A 25,629-nucleotide genomic window follows, 5' to 3' on the forward strand; every position below is an offset into this window, starting at 1 on the left:
TTGCTAATAATAAAACGCATTGTGATTTAGCTTCTATACTTGTTGTCAGGACTTTTTCTATTTCTCGTATCATCTGCGGACTAAGGGAATTTGAATATGGCTAAATCCATGCAACTCAATATTTTTTCTACGCTGCGCGCTAAATTAATAGCAGCCTTTTCAGCGGTGATGATTACGCTTGCCGTAATCGGATTTATCTCTTACTTTGCCTTGAAAATGGCTTCAGACGGATTTAAAGATTACCGTGAGTTGGCACGTGATAGTAACCTCGCGGGCATTTTACAATCCAATATGCTTATGGTTCGCATGAATGTAAAAGACTTTCTGTTGACGGGCAGTGACAAAGATATTCGCCAATATAACGAATATTTTACTCAAGTAGAAAATCTGCTCAAAGAGGCAACGCGCGAAATTAACAAACCTGAGCGAGCAGAAATGGTGAAACAACTCACCACAAAGATCGTCACGTATAATGAAACGTTCGACCTAATCAAAGACTATCGAGTTCAGCGCAATGACTTAGTATTTAATCACCTCAACGTCATCGGCCCACAGATGGAGCGAGAGCTCACTAAGTTGATGTTCAGTGCATCAGAAAGTAACGATACACAACTTGCCTATTTAACTGGTGTTGCCATGCGCAACCTACTGCTAGGTCGCCTTTATGTCATTAAGTATCTAGAAAGTAATGACGAAAGTGCAGACCAAAGGGTTAAACAAGAATTCAGTGCCTTTGAGCAACAAATGGATTTAATCGAGCAGCTCACCAACACTGCCGCAAACCGCGCCTTAATTGCACAAGTCAGAACCCTCGAAGCAGACTACAAACAAGCTTACCTGGGCGTGCATGACATCATTGTGGATCGCAATGATAAAGTCACTAATACACTAGATGTACTTGGGCCTAGATTTGCAAAACTAGTCGATGATTTAAAGCTCTCGGTTAAAACGGACCAAGACAAACTAGGGCCAATGCTCAAAGAAGCTAATGAGTCAGCGGTGACCAATATTATGATGACATTTTCAGTTGCTCTGCTGCTCAGTGGCTGTATAGTCTTTATTCTGACTCGAAATGTAATGGCTCAGCTTGGTAAAGATCCAAGCGAGCTAGAAAACGTTGCTCGAGCGATTGCTCGTGGCGACTTAGATGAGCAATATGATGAACGCGCGCCAAAAGGCGTGTTTAAATCTATGATGGGTATGCGTGATAGTCTGCGCCAAATACGAGAAAAAGAAAAAGAAGAAAAACGTATTGCCAGTGCCAATGCACGTATCAAAAGTGCATTGGATAACGCCAGTGCGTGTGTGATGATCACCAATACCCAAAATCAGGTTATATATCTAAACGATGCTATTTATCAAATGTTCGACAATGCAAGCAGCGATATCTGTACTGTGCATGCACACTTCGATAGTAAAGGCGTACTAAACCAGTCGCTTAGCCAATCTCTCCCTGATTTCGCTGAATTCGAGCAAAAAGCACAGGGCCTTAGCGACAGCTATGCTAATGAGTTAAAAATTGCAGGCCGAACGTTTGCAGTGGTTGCAAGCCCCGTTGTTGTAGAAGGAAAAACGGTTGGCTTAGTTTACGAGTGGGAAGACAAAACACAATGGTTAGCCAATGAAGTAGAAAAAGCAAGGGTCGCATCGGAAAATGCCCGCGTAAAATACGCGCTGGATGGCTCATCTGGTCAAGTGATGATCACCGATGATAACTACAAAGTGATTTACCTTAATGGCGCATTAGAACAGATGTTTAAAGAAGCATCAGCTGACGTCGCACAAGAACTCACAGACTTTAACTCCGCAAATATTAAGCACAACGCGTTAGATCATTACTTCTCTCATTTTACCAACCTATTCGCTGAATTTGACGGTCTTACAACCAGCCACCAAAGTGAATTTGTGATTGCTGGACGGACATTTAATGTTGTTGCCAGTCCCGTCAAGGTCGATGGTGAGCGCGTAGGGATCGTACTAGAATGGCAAGATAAGACCCAGTGGCTGGCACTTGAACGCGAAAAGTCCAGAGTTGCTTCTGAAAATGCTCGCGTCAAATACGCACTCGACAGCGTATCTGGCAACGTAATGATAGCCGATCCTGATCTCAATGTTATTTACGCTAACAATGCGCTACAAACCATGATGTTAGAATCTGAGCAAGACATCCAAAGACATGTTGGCGCATTTGAAGCCAGTAGCCTCATTGGCTTTGCCATCCATGATTTTTACCTTGAGCCTGAGCAACAAAAACTGGTGTTTGAAAACCTAGACGATACACATAGAAGCATGGAACACATAGGTAATAAGGTATTTGCTTTGACGGCTAACCCCATCGAAGTCGACGGTAAACGAATTGGCACCGTATTAGAATGGGCAGACCGTACTGCTGAAGTGAATATCGAAAAAGAAATTGACGAAATTGTGCAAGCAGCTTCACAGGGAGATTTAAGTAAGAAAATTGACCTCACTGGTAAGTCGGGTTTCTTTGATAACTTAAGCCGAGGCCTTAATGATTTATTGGGCACCGTTGAAGTTGCACTCGATGATGTGATGCAAACATTGGGGGCGCTAGCCCATGGCGACCTCACAACCCGTATAACCAATGAATATCAAGGTAAATTTGGCAAGCTCAAAGAAGATACCAATGCAACCGCAGATAAACTAACGGAAGTTATTTCTAGCATTCGCTCATCTGCAGGAAGCATTTCCCAAAGTGCCAATGAAATCGCACAAGGCAATATGGACTTGAGTCAGCGCACAGAGGAACAAGCATCAAGCCTTGAAGAAACCTCAGCCAGTATGGATGCCATGACGGACAGTGTTAAACAAAGTAGTAAACGCGCAGAAAACGCCAATGAATTATCGCTCGATGCAGAGCGCCGAGCAGAACAAGGTGGCCAAGTGGTGAATATGGCGGTAACCGCGATGAAAGAAATAAGTGACTCAAGTAAAGAAATTTCTGAAATCATCGGGGTAATAGACGAAATTGCTTTCCAAACAAACTTATTAGCACTTAATGCAGCCGTTGAAGCAGCCAGAGCGGGTGAACAAGGTCGTGGGTTTGCTGTTGTCGCAGGTGAAGTAAGAAATCTGGCCCAACGTTCATCTGAAGCTGCAAAGGAAATAAAGGACTTAATCAGAGATAGTCAAACCAAGGTGGAAGAAGGTACATCTTTAGTCAATAAGTCTGGGGAGACTTTATTAGAAATCGTAGAAGCCACCTCCAAAGTACGCGTCATGATGCAAGATCTCGCAGAATCTTCACGACAACAATCCGAAGGCATAGTGCAAGTTAATAGCGCTGTAACTCAAATGGATGAAATGACACAGCAAAATGCAGCCTTGGTCGAGGAAGCTACCGCTGCTGGGCAGTCCATGGCGGATCAAGCGCATAATATGAATAATACGATGGACTTTTTTACCATCGAACAAAGAAATACCGGACTTAGGACGCTCGCGTCCTAGTTGATAGCATGAAAACCAGGGGCGATCGCCCCTTTTTCTTTTTTATCACTGCGCTTAATTCTCTTCAAAACCAGGCTTGACCTGTCTATAACTTTATACTTTAAAGTCTACACTCATTCGTTTAATGGGATTAAATCCATGTACAAAATATCAGAGCTTGCCAAACGAGTTGGTCTCTCTCGCACCGCGCTACTGTACTACGAAAAACATCAATTGATTATTGGAAAACGACTTGCCAATGGCTATCGAATATACAGTGACAAAGACGCTCAACGTGTGCACTTAATTCAAAAGCTGCTCGCTGGTGGACTTACCATTAAAGAATGTAAATCTTGCCTTGATGCAAAAATTGAAAAACACCGTTTGCGCGACAGGCTCACTGCGTTAAATAACGAGATCGAGCAAAAAAAACAAGCTCGCGACTTATTGGCCGCAATATTGGGCGATGCGCCACAACGTCGTTGGCACGAAGAGCTCAACACAATTGCGCCTGATGCGCATCTGAGTTGGTTAATGCAGCAAGGCTTTAATGAAAAAGAAGCCCTTAGATTAAAATGGTTATCAAAAGATATGAATGAACACGAATTATATATGGCTGACTTTATGACCGTATTTGCACCTCTGGCGCGCTGGGCACCTGGCAGTCATGAAGATACCCTTAAAGCTTTGTCACATGTGCCCTTAACACCCAGTCTCATTGCCGATATTGGTTGCGGAAAAGGCTACTCGACTCAGTTGCTGGCAACCCATACACATGCCAATATTATCGCTATCGATAATGAGCAAAGCGCACTCGATGCACTGGTTGATAGGTTTACTCAAGATGGTCTTGTAAATCGGCTTCAAACGGACTGTACCAGCATGACAGAACTAAACATGGCGCAAGACAGTATCGACCTTATTTGGTCAGAAGGCAGCGCCTATATCATGGGCGTACAAAATGCGCTTAAGAAGTGGCGATCAAAGCTTAAACCCAATGGCGTATTGGTCTTTAGTGACATGGTATGGCATACGACAAAACCAAGCACGCAAGCTCAGGGGTTTTGGGCCAAAGAATATCCCGATATACAATCCGTTGAATTCAGGCTTAAGCAAATATCTGAACTTGGATATGAAGTTATTGCGCATTTCCCGCAAAGCACACAAGCCTGGCAAAACTACTACGGACCTTTACACGCGCGCACAATGGAACTGCAGGCTACAATGGCAAATTCCCAAGCACTACAGGATATTCAACACGAAGTGGAAATATGTACTGAGTACGCCAATGAGTTTGGCTACCATTTGTTTATCTTACAAAAGTGCTAACCCTGTCTTATCAAGGCGCTAAACGCGCCTTTTGTATAATTGATTTTAGAATATCTCAACAACTTCAAAATATTCACATACTAATTCCATATCAGGCGCAAACCCACCATTTCGCTCAAAATATGCCTGATGATCTTTACGCCAGCCAGCTAAATCAGTATTTTCCCCCTCAGCAAGCGCAAAGGCTTCATCGACACTTTCAAACCGAGTGATATCTACTTTAACAATTTTGATCACTGCGACAGGCTTATCTTGCCAAGTCTCTACAATGTACACTTGTCCAATATCGGGGATTGCTTCTTCACCCAACTCATAGGCACTCAACGCATCGCAAGTTGCGACTTTGGCACCACTTACAATGAGCGCTGTCAGTTCATCACATAAACCCTGACTATCGCCAAATTTACACGTGACTGCATCGGGGTATTTGGCCTTTATTTTTGATGGGCTCATTATTTTTCTTCTTTTCAAAACTCATATTTATTAAAATATGGGGTATTAAACAGGTTTACAGTTATGAAACCCAACATAAAAATCTTTAAGCAAATTAGGCAGTACTGCCCAGTAACTATGTGCTTTCTCTCTTGGTACTTGCCAAAATAAATTCTCAGAAAACGACGCATCAATACAACCTCTTATTTCATGATTGCCATTGATGCATTTCTTTTCGAAGTACTCAAATACGTCTAAATATTGTGTTGCTTCAACGTCACACATCATATCGATATTGATTGCTTTAGCGACACTTTCAAACCAGCTATACGCATACTCAGGATCAAGTTCTCCCCAACAAAAGATATGTTCTCTATCTGCTTTTTGAGTCACCTCTTCAAAACGTTTCCTGAACTCATAGAACATATCTAGAACATTCATCGTCATTGTTCTTTTAGTATTTGTCTAAAACGCTCAGACAGCTCACTTGCTTGGCAATACCCCAAAGTCAGTGCATGGGCATGGTTTTCATCAGTCACATAAAACAGTGCGGGAAACCCGCCGACTTGTAATTGACGGGTTATCGCCAAGTGCTGTTGCAACTGATTTTCAGTATCTTGTGCATTAAGTGAAGATAAAAACTGCGCTTCGTCTAGGCCAATAGACACCGCGCATGCCGCCAAAGTCGCATCTAATGACGGGTTAGTGGCTTGTTGATAATAAGCGGCTTGAATCGCCTTTGACATCGCCTCAGCGCTATTTTCCCTCATATTTTGTGCCACAATCACAGCGCGACAAGCTTGATAAGTAGAACGATAAGGCGTGTTTTGGTGCCAATAATCGTGATTAAACGAGACTTGTGTTCTTTGTTCTATCTGATGCCAATATGAAGCGATAGTTTCTCTTAAGCTTTGCTCCATCGGTTCAGAATTGTCTGGCGCAAGGCCACCCATAACCCAATCTACCCGTGCACTTGAATGCCCACTTAAAAACGCCTCTAATTCTGGCTGAAACCCATAGCACCAAGCACACATCGGGTCCATCACATATACAAAACGCATCGACACTTAACTCCATCTATTTAATTATATTCCCAAAAGATACACACAATTATGTCAGTATCAACTAAATCACTGAATTTAAAGCATCCCTGCCAGTTTATCAGCCATGCATCAAGCTAAAGCATACTCAAAGCTTGCTCCAACTGGTTGTCCCTACATATCGCCTTTGCCAGTTTTTACCAAAATGGAGTTTGAGCTTTCTAATGTTACCTAGTTCATTGCGAACAATTTCAAATCTTTCATTTAATTCACCAGAAGGGTTTATTAAGGTGTTTTTATCAGTCCATTTAAGAGGCTGAATATAGTTCCCTTCACTGCGCGCAATCAGCAAGCCATCTTGCCCAACTACCACTCCATAGCTAATACTAACGCCCCCCAGTGACGGGTCATAATATACACGTTATCCGTTAATTTTTGATGCGTATATTTTTGTGCACTAAGCACCACACTAGAAAAGAAAAGTAGAAATACTGCGTAGATAAATAGATGCTTATTCTTCACTTTTTGCCTCAATTACAACTTGAATACAACCATGAAAACGTAAATAAAGCGCACAGTAAATGTGCGCAGGACATGGTTTTACTGATGCTTAGCTGATGTAATTAAAAGCAATAAATTCATGTAGATAAAAAGTACTTTCTCAATTAAGTATCACAGCAGTTGAGCAATAAACTCCACTGGATGCTTTGGCTTACGCCCTTCAAAGCGTTTTACTTGACTGCGGCAAGAAAATCCAGTTGCAACTATAGTTGACGACTGGACATGTGATTGCCAAGATGCGTTATACAACGCCTGTGATGCAACTTGATTTTTACTCTCATGACCAAAGGTACCTGCCATGCCACAGCACCCGATACTAGGCGAGTTAATTTTTATGCCGAGCGTATCAAAAATGCTTTTCCACGTAGCCGATGCAGCACGTGCGTTTGTCTCTTCGGTGCAATGAGGCATTAAAGTCAGTGACTCAGCCACCGATGTTGACGTTAAAGTACCAAGGTCTTGTTGCTTGAGCCACTCATGAATTGTGAGTACATGAAAATCCCCTCGCTCTGCGTCACTAAGCACTTTGCGATATTCATCATCGTATACAAATACCAGTGCGGAATCTAAGCCAACCATAGGAATATCTAAGCTTGCAGCTTGCTGTAGAAACGCACTGGTGGCTTTGGCGGTTGCTTTAAACTCAGGCAAAAACCCTTTCACATGCTGGGTTTTACCGTTGCTATGAAAAGGCAATAGCACGGCTTTTTTACCAAGTTTTTCTACCAACTTAATGGTTGCGGTAATTAATTCAGCTTCATAGAACCAAGTAAATGGATCCAATACAACCATCACATGTTTATCTTTTTGCGACTGACTGAGCTGACTTAACGCTTCATAGTTATATTCAACCCCTTTGGGTTGTTTGGTACTAAGCTTTGGTAAATCTTGATAACCTAATCCCCACTTACTGAGCTTATTCACAAGCTTTGAGCCAATCACTGGATTTAGTATTGATGCGCCACGCGACATCAAAGGCAGCAGCTTTTCAATATTGCCAACCACATAATCCTTAAACCCACGGCCATACTTTTGATGATAGAAATGCAAAAAATACGCCCGAGAATTTGGGATATCCACTTTGACAGGACATGCCGTTGAACATGCTTTACAGGCCAAGCAAGCATCCATAGCACGCTTCACTTCGTGGTTTAATTGAGCCAGTTCTCCCGCTTCAGATATCTCCACCTGAGGCTTTGCTCCATCAAAGTACGGCGACTGTTGTGGTGGTAACTCAACCCCTTGGGCCGCTTGTAGGCGAGTCCACTCTTTAAATAACATCGCTCGACCTTTGGGCGAATCCCTTCTGTCTTTGGTGATTTTATAGGATGGGCACATTTGCGTGCTTTCGTTGTAGTTAAAACATAGCCCGTTGCCGTTGCAATTAAGGGTATCTTGAAATGAAGTCTTGATATTAATTGGAATAAGTTGATCATAACGGGCTCTAAGCGGCCCTTCGACACCTGCAAGTACAGTCTCATCATCAATTGGCGTACATATTTTCCCAGGGTTAAGTTTATTGTGTTTATCAAATGCAGTTTTGATTTTTCTCAATTCTAAAAATAACTCGGGACCAAAAAAATCCGGGCCGTATTCACTGCGAAAGCCTTTACCGTGCTCTCCCCAAAACAGACCGCCATATTTTTTAGTCAATTCAGATACTTTATCCGATATGGGTTTTAACATAGCTTGCTGTTGGTCATCGCATAAATCTAGTGCTGGGCGCACATGTAAAACGCCTGCATCCACATGACCAAACATGCCATAGCTCAAGTTATAACTATCAAGGAGCGCTCTAAATTCAGTTATAAAGTCAGCCAGATGCTCTGGTGGCACGGCGGTGTCTTCTACAAATGCAACTGGCTTTTGGGCGCCTTTTGTATTACCCAATAGCCCCACCGCTTTTTTACGCATCGCGTAAATTTTTAAAATATCGGCCTTATTGGTGGTTATTGAATAGGATAAAACCCCCGCTTCTTTGCTTTCAATCAATGTATCTAATTGAGCCGTTAATGCCCTAACCTTGGTATTGATGTCAGACTCATTTGTGCCATTAAACTCAACCATATTTAACCCATCAGAGATAATATGAGCCGGAGTTTCTAAAAAATCAGCGACACTGCGCCAAATCATATCTTCACGCGCCAGATTTAAAACTTTGCTGTCCACCGTTTCAACAGAAGTCGAACGGGCGCTCACCAAAAAAGGAGAATGCCTCAACGCCGAGTCAAAATTATCATAATTGATATTGACCAATGTTTTGTATGGCTCAATAGGCAAGATATTTAACTTGGCTTCTGCAACCACCGCAAGGGAGCCCTCACTACCTGCAATAATGCGGGTTAGGTCAAAGGACTGCATATTATCACTGAGCACATTTTTAAGGTCATATCCAGTTAAAAAGCGATTCAATTTTGGAAAAACGTCTAAGATTTTGGCGCGGTTTTCTACACAGCTGTTAAGTACGTCACGAAAGATATGTCCTTGGCGGCTGTCCTGCTTGGCTATGTTTTGTGCTGCATCCACCGGCATTTGGCATGCATCAAGCTCATAGCCATCAGCTAAAAAGCACTTTAAAGCCAATAAGTGATCGCTGGTTTTACCATAAACCAGAGAGCCCTGCCCTGATGCATCAGTATTTATCATGCCGCCTACCGTGGCACGGTTACTCGTGGAAAGATCAGGTGCAAAAAAGAATCCCAGCGGTCTTAAAAAATCGTTGAGTTGATCTTTGATCACACCACTTTGTACCCTCACCCACTTTTCTTCCGTGTTAACCTCTAAGATTTGCCGCATATGTCGCGATAAATCTAATACAATGCCCCCTGTAAGTGATTGCCCATTTGTACCTGTACCACCACCACGAGGACCGAAGCTGAGCTGACGAAACTCCCCTTTTTCAGACAGTAGTAAGGCTTTTTGAATATCCTCATTTGACTTGGCAAATATGACCGCTTGCGGAAATTGCTGGTAAATACTGTTATCCGTTGAGTGCACCAAAGTGGTTGAATAACTGGTATCTATTTCTCCTTTAAAGCCCGACGCTTTCAACTCGTTTAGGTATTTTTTAACGACACTGTCCAGATTCAAACTGACTTTATTTTCCTGACCCATTTTTGCGCCCCACGCCAAAATGATACAATATAACATAACTTAAAAATATTCGTAACTAGACTTAACGCCCGAATACAGTCCAAAAAGCAGCACATAAAAAAGCGGCAAGATTGTCATCTTGCCGCTTTGAATTAATTGGGAGATCTAAATTTAGTCTAGTTGAATTACTCAACTTTGCTTAATTGGATATTCGCTGCTTGACCAAAAAAGCTTTGCGTAGTGATAACCGTATTACCTTTAACATGCTGATAATCTGTATCACTTGTTTGCCACGTGCCTTTAAGTACAATTTCAATCGGCACAACGGGTGTTGCTTGCGTTTTACTTAACTTCAATTCCGGCGAAGACACACTCAATGCTGCTTGCTTACCATTTAATTGCACGAGTAACTGTGCAGTCGTACTCACTGAACGCACAGGACCAAACTTAAAGTTTGTAAAGTCAGTACTGCTGTAACCATATAAATTATTGATGCGGTTACGGATATACATGCCGTTTTGGTCTGTCTTTCGCGTATTAAAGTATGGGTAACGGTTCATCTTTTTCGCCAAATCAAGCATTTGATTTGGTGTTGCATCCATTACCACTACATACTCATAGCCTGCGTTAAGTGGCGCTGTACCATGATCAATCCAGGCTTTGGTAAATACGCCCTGTGTCTGCTTTTTAGTCTTATTATGACGAGACGTTTGAGCACCTCGGCTAACATGTACTTGCTCTACATTTTGTAAAAAGTAGCCAACACCATTGTCATCAATCAGCCAATCACCCTTGCCTAACCTCAAATCAAAGCTGGTACTATTAATTTCTTCGCCATTCACCCAGATTGAACGCGGTGTACCACCGACCGCTAACTGGAATAATGTTGTTTCCGTTGTATTTTTTCCGTCTAGGTTAGAGATCCCATTGCCAGTTAAGAACAACATATTGTCAGCAGCAAACACATGCTTTTCTGCTACAAAACTCGACTCAAATTTATCTTTGTCTTGCGGCGCTTGGTGCTTAAACGTAAATAAACTAAATTTATCGTGCAAAGATGTAGAGCCACTCACTCCAGTCTCTGAACGTAACATCAAGCTATGCTTATTTGGGCTATCAAGCTCTTCTAAACTTAAACGAATGGTCGTTGCACCTGGGTTTCTATTCCAATCCCAGCCAGCCTCTTGATAACCCAGCTCATCGGGCTCACCAAATGGCATCACATGCACGCTACCATGACTTTGATAACGACCATAACGGTTATCTTTACGGTAGATTTCAGACGACCAAACATCTTTGTTGTAGCCCTTAATAATTGCCATACGGTCTGCGTGTCTGTGAATAACAAACGCACCACCATTATAACTCCAGCTACCTTCCGGTAACTCAGCAGGCGCAATGCTTTTACCAAATAACTGCTCACCTTTCTCAGTTGACTGCTTTGTAACTTGCAAATAAATGGCTGCAAGCTCTTCATCCAGCTCAGGGTAAGCCAATGCAAGATCGCGTAATCCAGTACTATAGTGCTTGATCCCCAATTTACTAAATGGATGTCTACCCGTCAAAGCAAGTGGTACATATGGGTTTGTGTAGCGCCAACCTGCAACCATCACTTTTTTCAAACTATCTAGTGCAGTGTTATGCAACGCAAATTCTGTGCCCTTTAAGATATACGCTACCTGTGCAGCCCGTTTAAATGCAGGGAAAGCATAGCCTGCGTAATGACCATAGTGACGCCACGCAGTACCATCTGGTCTAAAGCCATCATTGTACCCAGAAGGTGTTTGGCTTAATGCCCCAGAAAAGAAATGTGAAAACTGCTTAACCAGCGCAACTCGCTCTTTCGCATCTGGATTTAACAGCAGTAATGCCAAATGCTGATTAGATAAAGTATTAAAATAATCTAGGTTTGAGCTTTTCTCATTTAATGCCATATCGAAGCTCGATTTAAACTCACGAGAGAACCAGAGCAATGACTCATAAGTCGGCTTAAGTAGGCTTTCCTGCTCAAGCTCTTTGGCCATCATCAGTGCCGAGATATACCACCAACGCGTGCTATAACCCCAGTGATGTGTTGTCACCAAGCCACTGCCAGCTGCATAACCTTGATCAAGTAGGTGTTTGGTCAGTAAAGTATACATATTCACAATATCAGACTTGTAGCCGTCATAAGCACTGTTATGATAGGCCTTTGCCAAATCTAACATCAGATCAGTGTAGTCATCTAACTCACGGTACTTTTTCACTAATGCGCTATCTTGGCTGGATAGGTGCTTAGTTTGATAAATCGTTTTTTGGTAACCCATAATTATGTGGCGGCCAGTGACGTTGCCATCAGCAGCGATACGGATTTGATAGTCATCAAATCGTTTTTGTAGCGATGCAAAACTGCCAGAGCGGCCTTTAAATTGGTCTATCAATTGTTGTTGTACGATTTCAACGTCAACTAACTCTGCAAGCGTTGGCTCTGGCAATTCATCACTCATTCCAAAATCAATCTCTGGTAAGTCATAACGCGTAGTAACTTGATGATCTGACCACTGATAACGCTTGTCATCGACCGATACCATCACACGATCAATAAATACAGGCTTTGCGGTTTGTGCTAACGAGCTCGGCGCTTTAAAAATTAATTGCGATAAGTTATGTGTCACAGCTGGTTTAAAATCAGCATTAAGTGATACACCAACAGCACGCCAGCCGGTGAAGTTCATATTGACTGGAAGTGTCGTCGTTTGCTCAGCCTGAGTATCCGTTAGCAATACCTGCATGGTGTCATTAACCGCAACTGGATTATATATCCAAAATGACAATACTTGCGTCGCACCTCGACCATACGCTTTACTCGCTTGCTTATCGGTCATACGCACAAAGTCTTGCGCTATAGTAAGTTCATTAGACTTACCCCAATCCCACAACAGTGACTGTTCACCATTAATCGCTCTTTGCTGTGTCAGTCGTGCATCATTGCTGTGAACATTATCAGGGAGTCCATTTCCTTCAAAACTCAAAATTTGCGACTGTAAACTGTGAGCAGATACATTGCCCGCTACACCTAAAGTAAGTGCCGCCAACAGTGACAGTTTAAATTTTGCTTTGTGCATGTTTTGAAGCATGTCGTTTTACACCTATCATTACTTTTTACTAAACCACAAGGAAAAAACAATACCTTGGGATTGATTTCGGCGCGCATGATGCATTATTTGCAATAATATAGTCAACCGTTCCAAATAAACTGTCATAAAAGTTTAATAAAAACATTATCCAGACCACATCTTAAAAACTGAACTTAATGTAATAAATTCAGAACCTTATAAAATTAATGTTTTTCCAGTCAGAAAATAAACCCAATTTAGATACAAGCAAAATAAATCCACTCCCCATATAAAAAGAGTACAAACCAACCAAAAAGCAGAAAAAAGAACCACAAAAAACACAGAAAACCAACCATTAGAACCAAAAGTGACAAGACAACAACAATTGGAACGGTACAAATCAGTTTGTACAATTTAAAAACACAAGCCAAATTCATGAGTTGTGTCATTTTTCTATAGTCGCTGTAAATTACTGTAGCCTGCAATATGCTGTGCGTTAAGCTGATAACAGGTACCGGCTCTTGTAATACATAATGTATGTTCACCCACCGTTGATGAGAGTGTTATCCAGTCTTTTTGTGACAGCTGTTTAGCATTGACGCCATTAAAACTCACAACTTCATCACCTACTTTGATCCCCGAACCAAATGCTGCCATTTCCGGCATTACATACCTCACAACAAACGCACCATTGGTCAGCTTTCTCAATTCTAGGCCCAGCAGATTATATCTCGCTATAAAGTTGCTTGATTGATAAGGCTTTAAATGAAGGGTTAAGTTACTGTAGTCAATGACATAACTAAAGTGCGATAACGCTGAGCTGCCTAGCACAGACTTGCCATCATCATCCCCTTCAATAAAATTGGTTTGCACATTGGTTAAAGTTAAATCCCCAATTTTAACTTGAGGTACTGTGCCACGCTGATGCACAGTTTGACCATTTAAACCAAAATCAGAGCCTGTGACCGTTTTACCTTTAAATTCAAGCCCCGCGTCACGCACGTAATAATTGTTGAGCTTAAAATAATGACGGCTACCCGTATCCAACACAACCTCTTGTTCAAGCATCTGGTTATCGCCTAGGTCAATTTCACTGTCAAAATAAAGCTTGCTGAGAAACACACGCATGGGGATAGTTAGATCTTCTTGTGATGATTGATAAGGTGCCTTTGAAATGGCGACAGTGCCTTTTTTAGGATCTATGTACCACGTAAAATGCTTTAAAATGTCATGACCAAGCACACCATCAAACACAGCCTCCTCAGGCCTTAAAAAGTAATCTGTTTGAGACAGAGGCATAAATGCAAAGCTCACTTCATCAAAGCTGACATCGCCAAGCTTTATTTGACTCACTTGAGTTTGATAAGCACGTGAATTTTCACCATCGCCCCACCCGCCGAGCTCAAGTGGATATCCTTCTTTTAAACCAAGTGCCTTAACTTTGCTTGTGTCTTCCAACAACGAAATCGATGCCCCTGTATCAATCATCATTTTAAAGCCACTGACACCGTTAATGGTGATAAAAACATAGGGCTTAGCACTAATGTCGGCATCTAGTTGAGAGTAAGTTTTTCCGGCTTGCCAATTGGGCTCCAGATCATCATTCTCATACTTAAGTCGAAGATAATTAGCGACACTACAGCCGCTTAAAACCATGGTGCCTAAAAGAAGGATAAGAAGCTTCATCAATCATTCCTTTTTGTGTTTGAGAGTCACTACAGTACAGAAGGGTTTGTGAAGAGAACGTCAAATTCGCTCATTATCAGAGCCAAGTTTTAGCAGTATGCTGAGATGGACGCAACAAATGCAAAATACTGATTTTTCAATCACTATGGTATAAACATATCGAAAAAACGTCCTCGTAACTGAGCTGTTGAAAGTACAAATTTGACCAATCGAACTGGCTTAATTTTTGAAAATGACACTCCTTGTGTCCTACTCATTGCAGCTAACTGCACATTTGAGCACAAGCCTGATTATAATTTGGTCACCACAATGCGATTTAAAATCAATCAACAAAGCCTATTAAAGGTTGACTCATTAAAATTAAGCGTTTGATTTAAAGGAATAAAAACGCCGCTCAATAGAGCGGCGTTTTAAACCTTAAACTATTCTGATATTAGAATGATACGCTTAATGACACCCCGATATCACTTATGTGGTTTTCGCTGATATCAAAATGCGTATAATTCAGTCCAACAGACAGGCTTTCTGTCAACTCATATCCCAGCTCAGCGCCAAAAAATGCATTCGTTTCAGACTGCTCATACTGTTTCAAAAAGCGGTTTTCTCGAGTGCTGTTTATCTGATAGGCCCAATTGAACGCCCCCAGGAATACATCGCCTGTAAACCCTTTGTACTCAAACACATCATAATTGACCTGCATTGTAAAACCTTCGGGCAGTACCGGAGCTGTGCGTGAAACCGCCGTGTGTGCATCTTGCGGTGTCAAGGACTCACCCGCAAATGACACTCGGCCTTGGCCTAAATCTACATAACCAATGCCCACATGCCAGCTTGGCAACAACTCATAAAAACCAGCCACTGACCACGAGCTACTGTTGTCGTCTATTGAAGTGACTTCAAGCCCTGACATGGTGTTAATGTGCTTATCGGCGCGCGCTTCACCTACTGTGCCTTTAAGTGTCCACGCATCCGCCATCGCCGGCTGACTGATCAAACAACTTGCCGTCACAAGAGCAAAACTTGGTAAAATTGCTTTTCTTCTGCGTATTACAAATACAGACATAAGTAGCATTAAGGCTCCTCCCATACTGCCTGATGACGTATTATCAATGTTCACTACTTTGTATGCCGTGATAGTCACCTGTGCGACGCCGTCCGTAATCGCACCTTTGCTGTCCATCACTTGATAACTCACAATATCGACCCCTTCAAAACCCTGTTTTGGCGTATAACCCAATGTGCCATCTTCGTTAATCGATATTCTCCCTTGCTGCGCCACTGCACCTATTACAGAGAAAACGTCCCCATCCATATCAGCATCATTCGCGAGTACATCAATGACTATACTGGTTTTGTCATCTGTTGATGCCGTATCAGGCTGTGTCGTCGGCGCGTTATTAACAACTAAGTTAACCGCTACAGTACTGTTGGCTGTGCCTCCTTGGTTATCGGTAATGCTATACTCAATTGTCGCTGTACCTACAAATGTACTCGGTGGAGTAAAGTTCAGCTTATTGTCACTTATCACAACCTCACCAAAGTCAACACTCGCCCCTAGGATTCTCAGAGTATCGCTATCGGCATCCGTGTCATTCGCCAGCACATCAATGATGATAGACTGACCTGAACCTATGGTTACTTCATCGCGATTCGCCATCGGTATCATGTTATCAAGGTTTGACACTGCGACACCGCCTGGGTCCACGATGCTACCATTCGCAATGCCATCATCGTCGTTCGGGCCACCATCCACAATTTGTAGCTTCACACACCAATCACCTTCTGTTAGGCCCGGTGTCCACTCTTTGCTGCCTGGCGCCGGACAATACCCTTGCTGACCTTTTGCTGATAACAACAAGTTATCGGCATCAATAACAAAGTCAGTCCACACCCCGGCCTTATACTTACGGTATTCGGCATTGGCAGGCACTGGTTTTCTTTGTGGGATAACGACACTATATGCGTTGCCCGGCTGAGGCAACTCGGTTGCTACAAAGTCGAATAATCCACCTACGTTACTCGCATCTGCATCAGCGGCTAGCTCCTCAGGTAATATTTGAACCCCACCAGTGACGTTTTGGCTTACAGAGATACCCTTACGGATACACACACCCGGCTCAACTTCTATCAAGAATTGCTCAGATTCAGTCGCTTGCTGTTGCAGAACACTACAGTTTGCTATGGCATCTTGGAAATCTGGAATACCGTCGTTATCACTGTCGATATAGCCTTCCTCAATATCAGGGATCAGATCGCCGTCTGTATCTTTGCCAGTATCTAACGAATTTAGCTGCTCAACCACATCAAGATAAATTGATGACGTCGTTGATTGACTTGGCACTCCGTTGTCTGTCACGGTTAAATCTACTCGATAAACATCCGGTGAAAGCGCCTTTGGCGAGAATGCAAAGCGAGTATTATCAGTACTTATATTCTCAAGCGCTAAATCAGCATGCCAGCTAAGCGTTGCCCCATCATGGGTATTTGCATCAACTACATTTGCAGTTATCGTGACCATTTGCTCACTTGCAGCTACCGTCGTTCTTTGCTGTGAATCTTGTTCAGCACTTAACGAGATGACAGGTGCAATGTTTTCTTCAATGATGGTTAATGTGGCTGTTGAATTTGCGCCCAAATTCAATGAGTCATCTAAAGTCACCACAATGGTTTCATTACCTTCAACCACACCGTCATCAACGATGTTAAATGACAATATGGCGCTTGTGCCTTCACTAATCACTACTGTGCCGTTGCTTAGACTATGATCATCACCATTAGCGGTGCCCGACACCGTAAATGGTAACGTAACTGGGTAGCTTGCAGCTTCACCATTCAAGTACACGCCAAGCGTATACACCTGTCCTTCTACCACTCGCTGATCTTTAGACAATGACACCAACGGCGAAACAAATACATTTTGTGTCGCTATCGACTCAATGCCATTACTGTCTGTCGCCCGCCAGTTCGCAGTATGACGTCCCGGTGAAAATTGAGTTGTCTCACCTATCAAAGAAACACTCAGTGGATTACCATTGCTATCAACCGCTGTTGCATGCCCTAAGTCTACTTTTGTAAATAGACCTGTCGCATTTACAAATACGTCATCTGGTACCGTGATCACTGGCGGTGATTCTGACGATGTATTTCGATTGACCATTAGCTCAACTTTCGCCGTGCTAAATTCGCCCGCCGCATCTTGCACCAAGTACTCGATGATCACTACACCATTGAACGATGTCTCAGGCGTATACACTAACATCCCGTCTTCTATAACAACATCACCTACTGATGCAACGGCACTTGTCAGTGCTAAGGTGTCCCCGACATCTACATCCGTGTCATTACTCAGTACATCTAATCGATAAGTACCCGTTTCCTCGTCATATGCAGAGTCTGCAAAACTATCATCTTGTGCCTCTGGTGCATCATTGGTGTTGCTGATGGCCATTGTAACCACCGCTACATTTGATACAGCACCTGATGTGTCTCGAACGGTATAACTGAAGGTGTCGTCACCACTTTGATCCTGCGCACCTGTGTACACAATTCGACCCAATGTGTCGACTGTTACCGTCCCTTTCTCTGGCGTACTCACAATGACCAAGCTGCTTGCATCCAGTTCATCAGTACCATCCACATCGGTGTCATTACCCAACACATTGACTGCAAACGACCCCTCTTCTTCCAGCTGTGCCACGTCACTGGCTGCCACAGGCGCATCATTCACCGGGGTAATCACAACTGTCACCGTTGCAGGCTCTGAAGTCATTCCTTCGCTGTCTGTTAGTGTATAGGTAAAAGTTAACGTCCCATGGGCGTTGGTCACTGGAATAATTTCTAATTGGCCATCAGCCAACACAGAGACTTGGGCTTTATCGTACATACCTGGGCCATTGCCTTGGTCCTCTAATGTGATATTCGCGCCATTAAAACCGTTGTCTTCAATATCTGAGTCGTTGGCGAGCACAGATAGAATGACCGCCGTATCTTCTTCAGTACTGACTTGGTCACCTTGTGCTATCGGCATATCATTCACCGCACCAATACTGAACGTGATAGTTGCCGGATCTGACACTGCTCCATTGCCATCCGCAATGGTGTACGTAAGCGTGTCACTGCCTTGAGCGTTCGCATTTGGAGTATAAATCAAGGTCCCGTTATCTTGTGATACAACCACTTGACCTAATGTTGGCCTTGTCACAATGGCGATATCACCTATTGGATTGCCCTCTTCTACATCGGTGGCATATACCCTGACAGCAATGCTTTGTGCCGCGCTATCTTCTGACATTATCATCGATATATCAGCCGCCTGAGGTTGGTCATTTACCGCTGTGACACTGATGGTCACTGTGGCCGCCGCAGAGTTATTCACTGTTTGGTCTGACACAATATACGTAAAGCTGTCTGTGCCATTAAAATCTTGATGTGGTGTGTACGTTGCCACGCCGTTAACGAGACTTACCTCACCATGACTTGGCGCAGTCACCACCGTCGCTGACGACGCCACAATATCGTGCTCTGCGTCGGTGTCATTGCTAAGTAAGTCTAAGCTCACCGCTTGGTCCTCTAACGTTGCCGCACTGTCATCAAGCGCAATGGGCGCATCTGCTACTGGCGTAATGGCAATGTTCACTATGTGTGTCGCAGAGCTTGCACCGAATGAATCGACCACTTGATATGTAAAGCTATCCGCCGTCTCTTCGCTACCATTATTCTGATACGTGAAGCTACCGTCAGCATTCAATGTCACCGAACCATGACTAGCCTGTTTAATAAGCGCCGCAACCAAAAAGTCACCGCTGTCCATATCTTCGTCAGATGCGTTAGACAAGACACCATTCTCTTTGCTAACCAATAAGGCCTCGCCCTCATTCACAGTCACTGCGTAATCACTGCCCTGCGGAGCATCATTGGTATTTGCAACTGTGATACTAAATGGGCTCAATGGCACTGACACTTGGCCATCTGACACACTGATTTGAATATTCTCCGCAGTACCCACGTTGGCATCCAATGGCGTGCCACTGAGCTCACCGGTTGCGGTATCGAAAGTTGCCCAGCTAGGTTTATTTTCAATAGCGAATATTAAGCTGTCCCCATCGATATCCAAAGCACTCGGAGTAAAGCTATATAGCGCGTCTTCATCTACAGAGTTAGCGGGAGTCCCAGAAATCACGGGCGCATCGTTCGTGTTAACTACCATGATTGAAAAAGCCGCTAAAGCTGCGCTCAAGGTACCATCACTCACTGTGATTTGAATGTCACTGTAATTACCTACATTCTCATTCACTGGCGTACCAGTTAGTGCACCAGTGGTACTATCAAATGAAGCCCAAGTAGGTTTATTCACAATACTGAAAGTCGGTATATCACCATCAACATCATTAAAGGTAGGCACAAAGTGATATGCACTGTCTTCGTTGACACTACTCGCTGGAACGCCCGATATCACAGGGGCATCGTTAACATTGCTCAACGAAATCGACACCGTTACCGGCATGGAGCTCAGTGCCCCATCGTGTGTGGTAAAGGTAAAACTGTCACTGCCCACATAATCAGCGTTGCCGCGATAGGTGGCAATATTACCATTCAAGATCACCGTGCCCTGGCTTGGTTGGGTGGCTATGGCATACGTCAATGTATTTGAATCTACGTCACTGCCCGAAAGCGTAATGGGGATGTCTGTATCTTCTTCACCCGCCACCGTTTGTGCATCGGCTGTCGGCGCATCATTCAGGGCATTCACTGTGAGGCTCACCGTTTGTGCCGCTGAGTCTAAATCACCGTCATTGGCAATGAAGGTAAAGCTGTCTGTGCCATTAAAGTCTCTGTTTGGTGTGTACAGCCACACAGTGTCTGATTGTTTCACCAAGGTACCGTGACTCACATCGGTTGCAATGCGATAGGTCAGTGCATCATTTTCTTGGTCTGTGGCACTTAATGTAATTTGCAATGTGCCATCTTCATCTAGACTCAAAACTTGTGCTTGTGCAACTGGGGCATCATTCACCGCCGTGACCGTCATGGTCACTGTGGCCGCATTGGACACCGCACCAGCAGCATCTTTTACTGTGTACGTGAATGTGTCATCCCCAAAGTAATTGGTATTTGGTGTATACACGATAGCCCCTTGGGCGTTCACCACTGCTTGACCAAATTGCGGGGCAGCCACCACTGTCACACTGCTCACATCCAAGCTGTCGTTGGTATCCACATCGGTGTCATTACCCAATACGTTGACTTCAAAAGACCCTTCTTCAAGCAAAGTTGCCGTGTTATCTACCGCCACAGGGGCATCATTCACAGGGGTGATGTTCACGGTGACAGTCGCCGCATCTGACGTTAAGCCTTCGCTGTCAGTTAGCCAGTATGAGAAGGTGAAGCTGCCATTGGCATCCGCATTTGGGGTGATACTCAGCTGACCGTCTGCTTGAATATCCACAGTGGCTTTGTCATAAACACCGGCACCATTGCCTTTATTTTCCAAGGTGATATTAGCACCATTAAAGCCTTGATCTTCGACATCGCTGTCATTACTCAGTACAGCCAAGGTGATCGATGTATCTTCATTCGTGGTGACACTGTCATTATCGGCCACGGGTTTGTCATTCACTGAACCAATGGTGATATTCACCGTAGCTTGCGCTGACACAAGCCCTTCGCTGTCTTTTACCGTGTAAGTAAAGCTGTCAGCTCCAAACTGATTTGCAAAAGGCTGATAAACAAAAGTACCTGCATTTTGATCTATGACGACAGTTCCTTTTGAAGGCGCAGTCGCAATTGCTAGCTCCCCGGTTGGCATACTATCTTCAATGTCTGTTGTTTGTGATCTCACTTGTAGTGCAGAGGAGTCCGTATCTTCAGACGTATTCATACTCAATGTTGCCGCCACCGGCGCATCATTAACGGCAGTAATGTTAACCGTGGCAGTTGCCGTATTAGAGGTATTTTGTGCCGCATCTTTTACAGTATAAGTGAAGGTGTCTTGTCCACTTACATCGGCATTAGGCGTATAAGTCACCACACCATTTGCAATACTAACCTGCCCTTTGGCTGGCTGCGTCACAATAGTCGCAGACGACGCAACCATATCATTTTCAGGATCGCTGTCATTGCTCAAAAGGTTAAAACTAACAGCGGTGTCTTCATTGGTGGCAATGGTATCGTTACTGGCGACTGGCGCATCATCGACAGGCGTGATGGTGATTGTACCGTTTAACAATGCTGTACCTAGCCCTTCACTGTCGAATAACTGATATTGGAATGTATCAGTGCCATTTACATTCGCAAAAGGGGTATAAGTAAGCACTCGAGTATTTTTATCGTACTGAACACTGCCAATGCTTGGTTGTGTCACTACTTTAAATTCACCTTGAGGGTACCCATCTTCTACATCTGTTGCTACTTCACCTACCGAAAATGTGAACACACCATCTTCAGCTACATCCCCCTTGATATCAACAGAAGAAGGGACATCATTAACCGCATTAACCGTAATATTTACTGTCGCAGCCGATGAGTCTGCCGTGCCATCATTGGCGATGAAGGTAAAGCTGTCTGCGCCATTGTAGTTATGACTGGGTGTATACAACCACACTGTGTCACTTTGTTTAACCAAAGCACCATTACCTACATTTGAGCCAATACGATAGGTCAGTGCATTATTCTCTTCATCCGTTGCTGCTAGCGTGATCTCAACAGTGCCATCTTCATTTACACTGACAGATTGGTTCTGAGCAACCGGTGCGTCATTGACCGCAGTTATATTAACCGTGACGGTGGCCGTATTAGAGGTATTTTGTGCCGCATCTTTTACAGTATAAGTGAAGGTGTCTTGTCCACTTACATCGGCATTGGGCGTATAAGTCACCACACCATTTGCAATACTAACCTGCCCTTTGGTTGGCTGCGTCACAATAGTCGCAGACGACGCAACCATATCATTGTCAGGATCGCTGTCATTACTCAATAGGTTAAAACTAACAGCGGTGTCTTCATTGGTGGCAATGGTATCGTTACTGGCGACTGGCGCATCATCGACAGGCGTGATGGTGATTGTACCGTTTAACAATGATGTACCAAGCCCTTCACTGTCGAATAACTGATATTGGAATGTATCAGTGCCATTTGCATTCACAAAAGGGGTATAAGTAAGCACTCGAGTAGTTTTATCGTACTGAACACTACCAATGCTTGGTTGTGTCACTACTTTAAATTCACCTTTAGGGTACCCATCTTCTACATCTGTTGCTATTTCACCTACCGAAAATGTGAACACCCCATCTTCAGCTACATCCCCTTTGATATCACCGGAAGAAGGGGCATCATTAACCGCATTAACCGTGATATTTACTGTCGCAGCCGATGAGTCTGCCGTGCCATCATTGGCGATGAAGGTAAAGCTGTCTGCGCCATTGTAGTTATGACTGGGTGTATACAACCACACTGCGTCACTTTGTTTAACCAAAGCACCATTACCTACATTTGAGCCAATACGATAGGTCAGTGCATCATTATCTTCATCCGTTGCTGCTAGCGTGATCTCAACACTGCCATCTTCATTTACACTGACAGACTGGTCTTGTGTTACTGGCGCTGTATTTAACGGAGTGACCGTAACCGTGACGGTCGCTTCATTAGAAATCGCCCCGTGTGAATCTGACAGCTTATAAGTGAATGTGCTCGTGCCGCTGAAATCTGCTGAAGGCGGGGTATAAAATAAATGCTCGCCATTGAGCAGCATTAAACTACCTTTAGTGGGCGTACCAATAGTATAAATAGCTATCCTATCGTTGAGGTCTGCATCTGTATCATTATCTATAAGAGGTATTTTAACAGAGGTCGTGCCTTGCATGATGGTAATCGCATCATCAACAGCTACTGGCGCAGTATTTGCTGAATAAATTGAAGCGCCCACTTTGAAAGTATAGGTACCTTCATTCTCATCATTATTGACAATTGTAATCGTCGCTTCGCGATTACCTGCTGTTTTTGGGTCCAATGTCACAACAAACGAGGTTTGCCCAATGCCATTTATACTTGACACATTAGGTTGAGTTTCAATTGAAAAATCACTATCACCTGAGATAGAAACTTTTGAGTTCCCAGTTAAATTAAGTCTTGAATTTGCTAATTGGTTCTCGATAATAAAGGTACGTGATACCTTATTGTCACCTACCGTATGGTCACCAAAGTGAGTGTTGTCCGATGAAACAGGTGTAGTATCCCCCGACACTATCATCTGGTTGTTACCCATCACGTTTATTTCAGGGGACGCTGGTACAGTACAGTTATCTGAATCGCTAAACCAAGTACCCGAAAACATTGAACATGTAAAACTACCTTGGTCAGACAAATCAATACATCGACCATCAAAGCCTATACAGGAGCCCACAAACACCTTACTTAACGCTTCAATACTGCTCGCCTTTAGCTCTGTACTTTCGGCACTGTTCAACAAGCCTTGTTGAGATAAAAATGCTAATGTCGCCGCTTTATTATTTGCCTCTTGAGCCGCTTTCCCGGTATTTGCTTGGTAATTAGCTGCAAAAGGGTCGTTAGAAACTGGACGTTGGAGATTCCGCGTTTCAACCGTTTCTTTTTCTTCAAATTTAACGGTTTCAGTTTGAAGACTGTCACCATAAGCGTGCGTGCTAATCGCCCCCCCAGCCAATAAAGTTGGGATAACAGCACTCAAGGCTGTTTTTTTTGTTTTTATACTGCTCATTTTATCTCCATTAAGAAATCAAATAGGTGGGGGGATAGCGCATCTTCATTCCCGATAAATTCTGGGAAAGTAGAGTTTGAAATAACTGCGATATCATAGAGTTGTGATACGTTTTCTGTGAATTCTAAGTGAGTGATAACCTCACCGGTGTGTTTGTTTAAAACCCAGATGCCACAGCGGGTTTTTTCTGACTGTAAAGCGTGTAATATCGTTGTTTTTCCCGATACTTTGGTCTCTTTAGTTGTACTTGTACACACAATCATTAAGTCACCTAAAAAGGTTAACCCACGGGTAAAGCCAGGCAGGGTGCACACCTCAACAACCTTTTTAGAAATTGGGTTGTATTTTAAAACTTGCCCTTCCCCTGAATTACACACATACACCCAGCCTTCATGGCAACGAGGAGAATGTGGTAAGCACAAGTTATCTAGTAGTATTTCGTTTGTATTAACATCTATCAGTGTGCCTTTGGTATTTTCGCGCCATGCATCTTTTGAATCACACTGACTAAACGTAGTAACATAGCGGGGTTTGCCATTTAACATGGCCATGCCATTGAGGTGACAACGATTATCTGGTTTGAGCTCAGAGATAAACGGGGGCTTCCATTTCGCGACAAACCCGGTGTTTGGACTCAATGTCACCAAACATGAGTAGCTCGAGTTAACCGCCCATAAACCATCATCGCCCCATGCAATGTCATGAATGTTGATAAACCCCGTGGTCAGGGAAGTACGCTCCGTAAAAAGCATATCGCATGCTTTAACTGCATTGATTTGCGCCGCTCGCGCCTTGTAAAACTCATGCTCGCTGTTTTGCTCTGTTTGAGGCTGTATTTTTTTTGACAATGTACTCATATCATCAAATTGCCCTGAGCTGATGGCGTCTCTGGATTGGTGACTGACTTTAAAATCCGTTACTTTATTAAAGCTGCTCACCGTTACACGCTCATGGCTCACACACAGTCCCATAGGTAACTTAACGTGCTTTATACTGGTATTCAGCTCACCCTGTTTACTTCTTATCAAAATCAATGAATCCGATTGATAGCTTGACACAACAAGCGATATACCGAGCGCTTCGAGAATTTTTGGGAAATTTGACTGATATTGACTCGCAAATTCATTCGCTGAAGACGCCTCTTTATACGGCGTTTCAGGTGCTTGCGAGTACGGCGTGTCATCTGTCAACTTAATACTCCTGAGTTATAGGGTGG

Annotated in this window: 11 protein-coding genes; 2 read left to right on the forward strand and 9 right to left on the reverse strand. The window is 43.5% G+C overall.

The window, feature by feature from the left end:
- Positions 1–96 precede the first annotated feature (96 nt).
- Together S4054249_RS13675 and S4054249_RS13680 are read left to right on the forward strand one after the other, a co-directional pair.
- Positions 97–3,468 (forward strand): methyl-accepting chemotaxis protein, encoded by a 3,372-nt coding sequence (locus S4054249_RS13675; RefSeq protein ID WP_052960957.1) that lies wholly within the window; start codon positions 97–99, stop codon positions 3,466–3,468.
- A gap of 138 nt (positions 3,469–3,606) precedes the next feature.
- Positions 3,607–4,776: a MerR family transcriptional regulator gene (locus S4054249_RS13680; protein ID WP_046356090.1), complete on the forward strand. Its 1,170-nt coding sequence runs from the start codon at positions 3,607–3,609 to the stop codon at positions 4,774–4,776.
- A 45-nt stretch (positions 4,777–4,821) separates the two neighbouring features.
- Here the strand turns inward: S4054249_RS13680 and S4054249_RS13685 are convergent, their stop codons facing one another.
- From S4054249_RS13685 to S4054249_RS13725, 9 genes are all read right to left on the reverse strand, one after another.
- Entirely contained in the window at positions 4,822–5,229 is a 408-nt protein-coding gene (locus S4054249_RS13685) for an ASCH domain-containing protein (protein WP_046356089.1), read from the reverse strand.
- Positions 5,230–5,274: 45 nt separating this feature from the next.
- Positions 5,275–5,649: a DUF7674 family protein gene (locus S4054249_RS13690; protein WP_046356088.1), complete on the reverse strand. Its 375-nt coding sequence runs from the start codon at positions 5,647–5,649 to the stop codon at positions 5,275–5,277.
- Between the two features lie 2 nt (positions 5,650–5,651).
- Entirely contained in the window at positions 5,652–6,269 is a 618-nt protein-coding gene (locus S4054249_RS13695; RefSeq protein WP_046356087.1) for a DsbA family protein, read from the reverse strand.
- A 127-nt stretch (positions 6,270–6,396) separates the two neighbouring features.
- Positions 6,397–6,621 carry a hypothetical protein gene (locus tag S4054249_RS13700; RefSeq protein WP_046356086.1) on the reverse strand — a complete coding sequence of 75 codons (225 nt, stop codon included), beginning with the start codon at positions 6,619–6,621 and terminating at the stop codon, positions 6,397–6,399.
- 299 nt (positions 6,622–6,920) lie between these two features.
- Positions 6,921–9,923, reverse strand: coding sequence for a D-2-hydroxyglutarate dehydrogenase YdiJ (ydiJ, locus tag S4054249_RS13705; protein WP_145925032.1), 3,003 nt, complete (start codon positions 9,921–9,923; stop codon positions 6,921–6,923).
- 164 nt (positions 9,924–10,087) lie between these two features.
- Positions 10,088–13,006, reverse strand: a complete 2,919-nt coding sequence (locus S4054249_RS13710) for a chondroitinase family polysaccharide lyase (RefSeq protein ID WP_046356116.1) — start codon at positions 13,004–13,006, stop codon at positions 10,088–10,090.
- A 444-nt stretch (positions 13,007–13,450) separates the two neighbouring features.
- Positions 13,451–14,683, reverse strand: coding sequence for an aspartyl protease family protein (locus S4054249_RS13715; protein ID WP_046356084.1), 1,233 nt, complete (start codon positions 14,681–14,683; stop codon positions 13,451–13,453).
- A 433-nt stretch (positions 14,684–15,116) separates the two neighbouring features.
- Positions 15,117–24,413 carry an Ig-like domain-containing protein gene (locus S4054249_RS26335; protein WP_069949072.1) on the reverse strand — a complete coding sequence of 3,099 codons (9,297 nt, stop codon included), beginning with the start codon at positions 24,411–24,413 and terminating at the stop codon, positions 15,117–15,119.
- Positions 24,410–25,603: a TIGR03032 family protein gene (locus tag S4054249_RS13725; RefSeq protein WP_052960842.1), complete on the reverse strand. Its 1,194-nt coding sequence runs from the start codon at positions 25,601–25,603 to the stop codon at positions 24,410–24,412. The genes S4054249_RS26335 and S4054249_RS13725 overlap by 4 nt, the downstream gene beginning before the upstream one ends.
- Positions 25,604–25,629 lie beyond the last annotated feature (26 nt).

It is taken from the genome of Pseudoalteromonas luteoviolacea (assembly GCF_001750165.1).
GTDB lineage: Bacteria > Pseudomonadota > Gammaproteobacteria > Enterobacterales > Alteromonadaceae > Pseudoalteromonas > Pseudoalteromonas luteoviolacea_G.

Bases quoted from the DNA above. Each gene is read 5' to 3' on its own strand.
- S4054249_RS13685 (WP_046356089.1), bottom strand. From the start codon at position 5,229: ATGAGCCCATCAAAAATAAAGGCCAAATACCCCGATGCAGTCACGTGT.
- S4054249_RS26335 (WP_069949072.1), bottom strand. From the start codon at position 24,413: ATGAGCAGTATAAAAACAAAAAAAACAGCCTTGAGTGCTGTTATCCCA.
- S4054249_RS13690 (WP_046356088.1), bottom strand. From the start codon at position 5,649: ATGAATGTTCTAGATATGTTCTATGAGTTCAGGAAACGTTTTGAAGAG.
- S4054249_RS13715 (WP_046356084.1), bottom strand. From the start codon at position 14,683: ATGAAGCTTCTTATCCTTCTTTTAGGCACCATGGTTTTAAGCGGCTGT.
- ydiJ (WP_145925032.1), bottom strand. From the start codon at position 9,923: ATGGGTCAGGAAAATAAAGTCAGTTTGAATCTGGACAGTGTCGTTAAA.
- S4054249_RS13695 (WP_046356087.1), bottom strand. From the start codon at position 6,269: ATGCGTTTTGTATATGTGATGGACCCGATGTGTGCTTGGTGCTATGGG.
- S4054249_RS13675 (WP_052960957.1), top strand. From the start codon at position 97: ATGGCTAAATCCATGCAACTCAATATTTTTTCTACGCTGCGCGCTAAA.
- S4054249_RS13710 (WP_046356116.1), bottom strand. From the start codon at position 13,006: ATGCACAAAGCAAAATTTAAACTGTCACTGTTGGCGGCACTTACTTTA.
- S4054249_RS13680 (WP_046356090.1), top strand. From the start codon at position 3,607: ATGTACAAAATATCAGAGCTTGCCAAACGAGTTGGTCTCTCTCGCACC.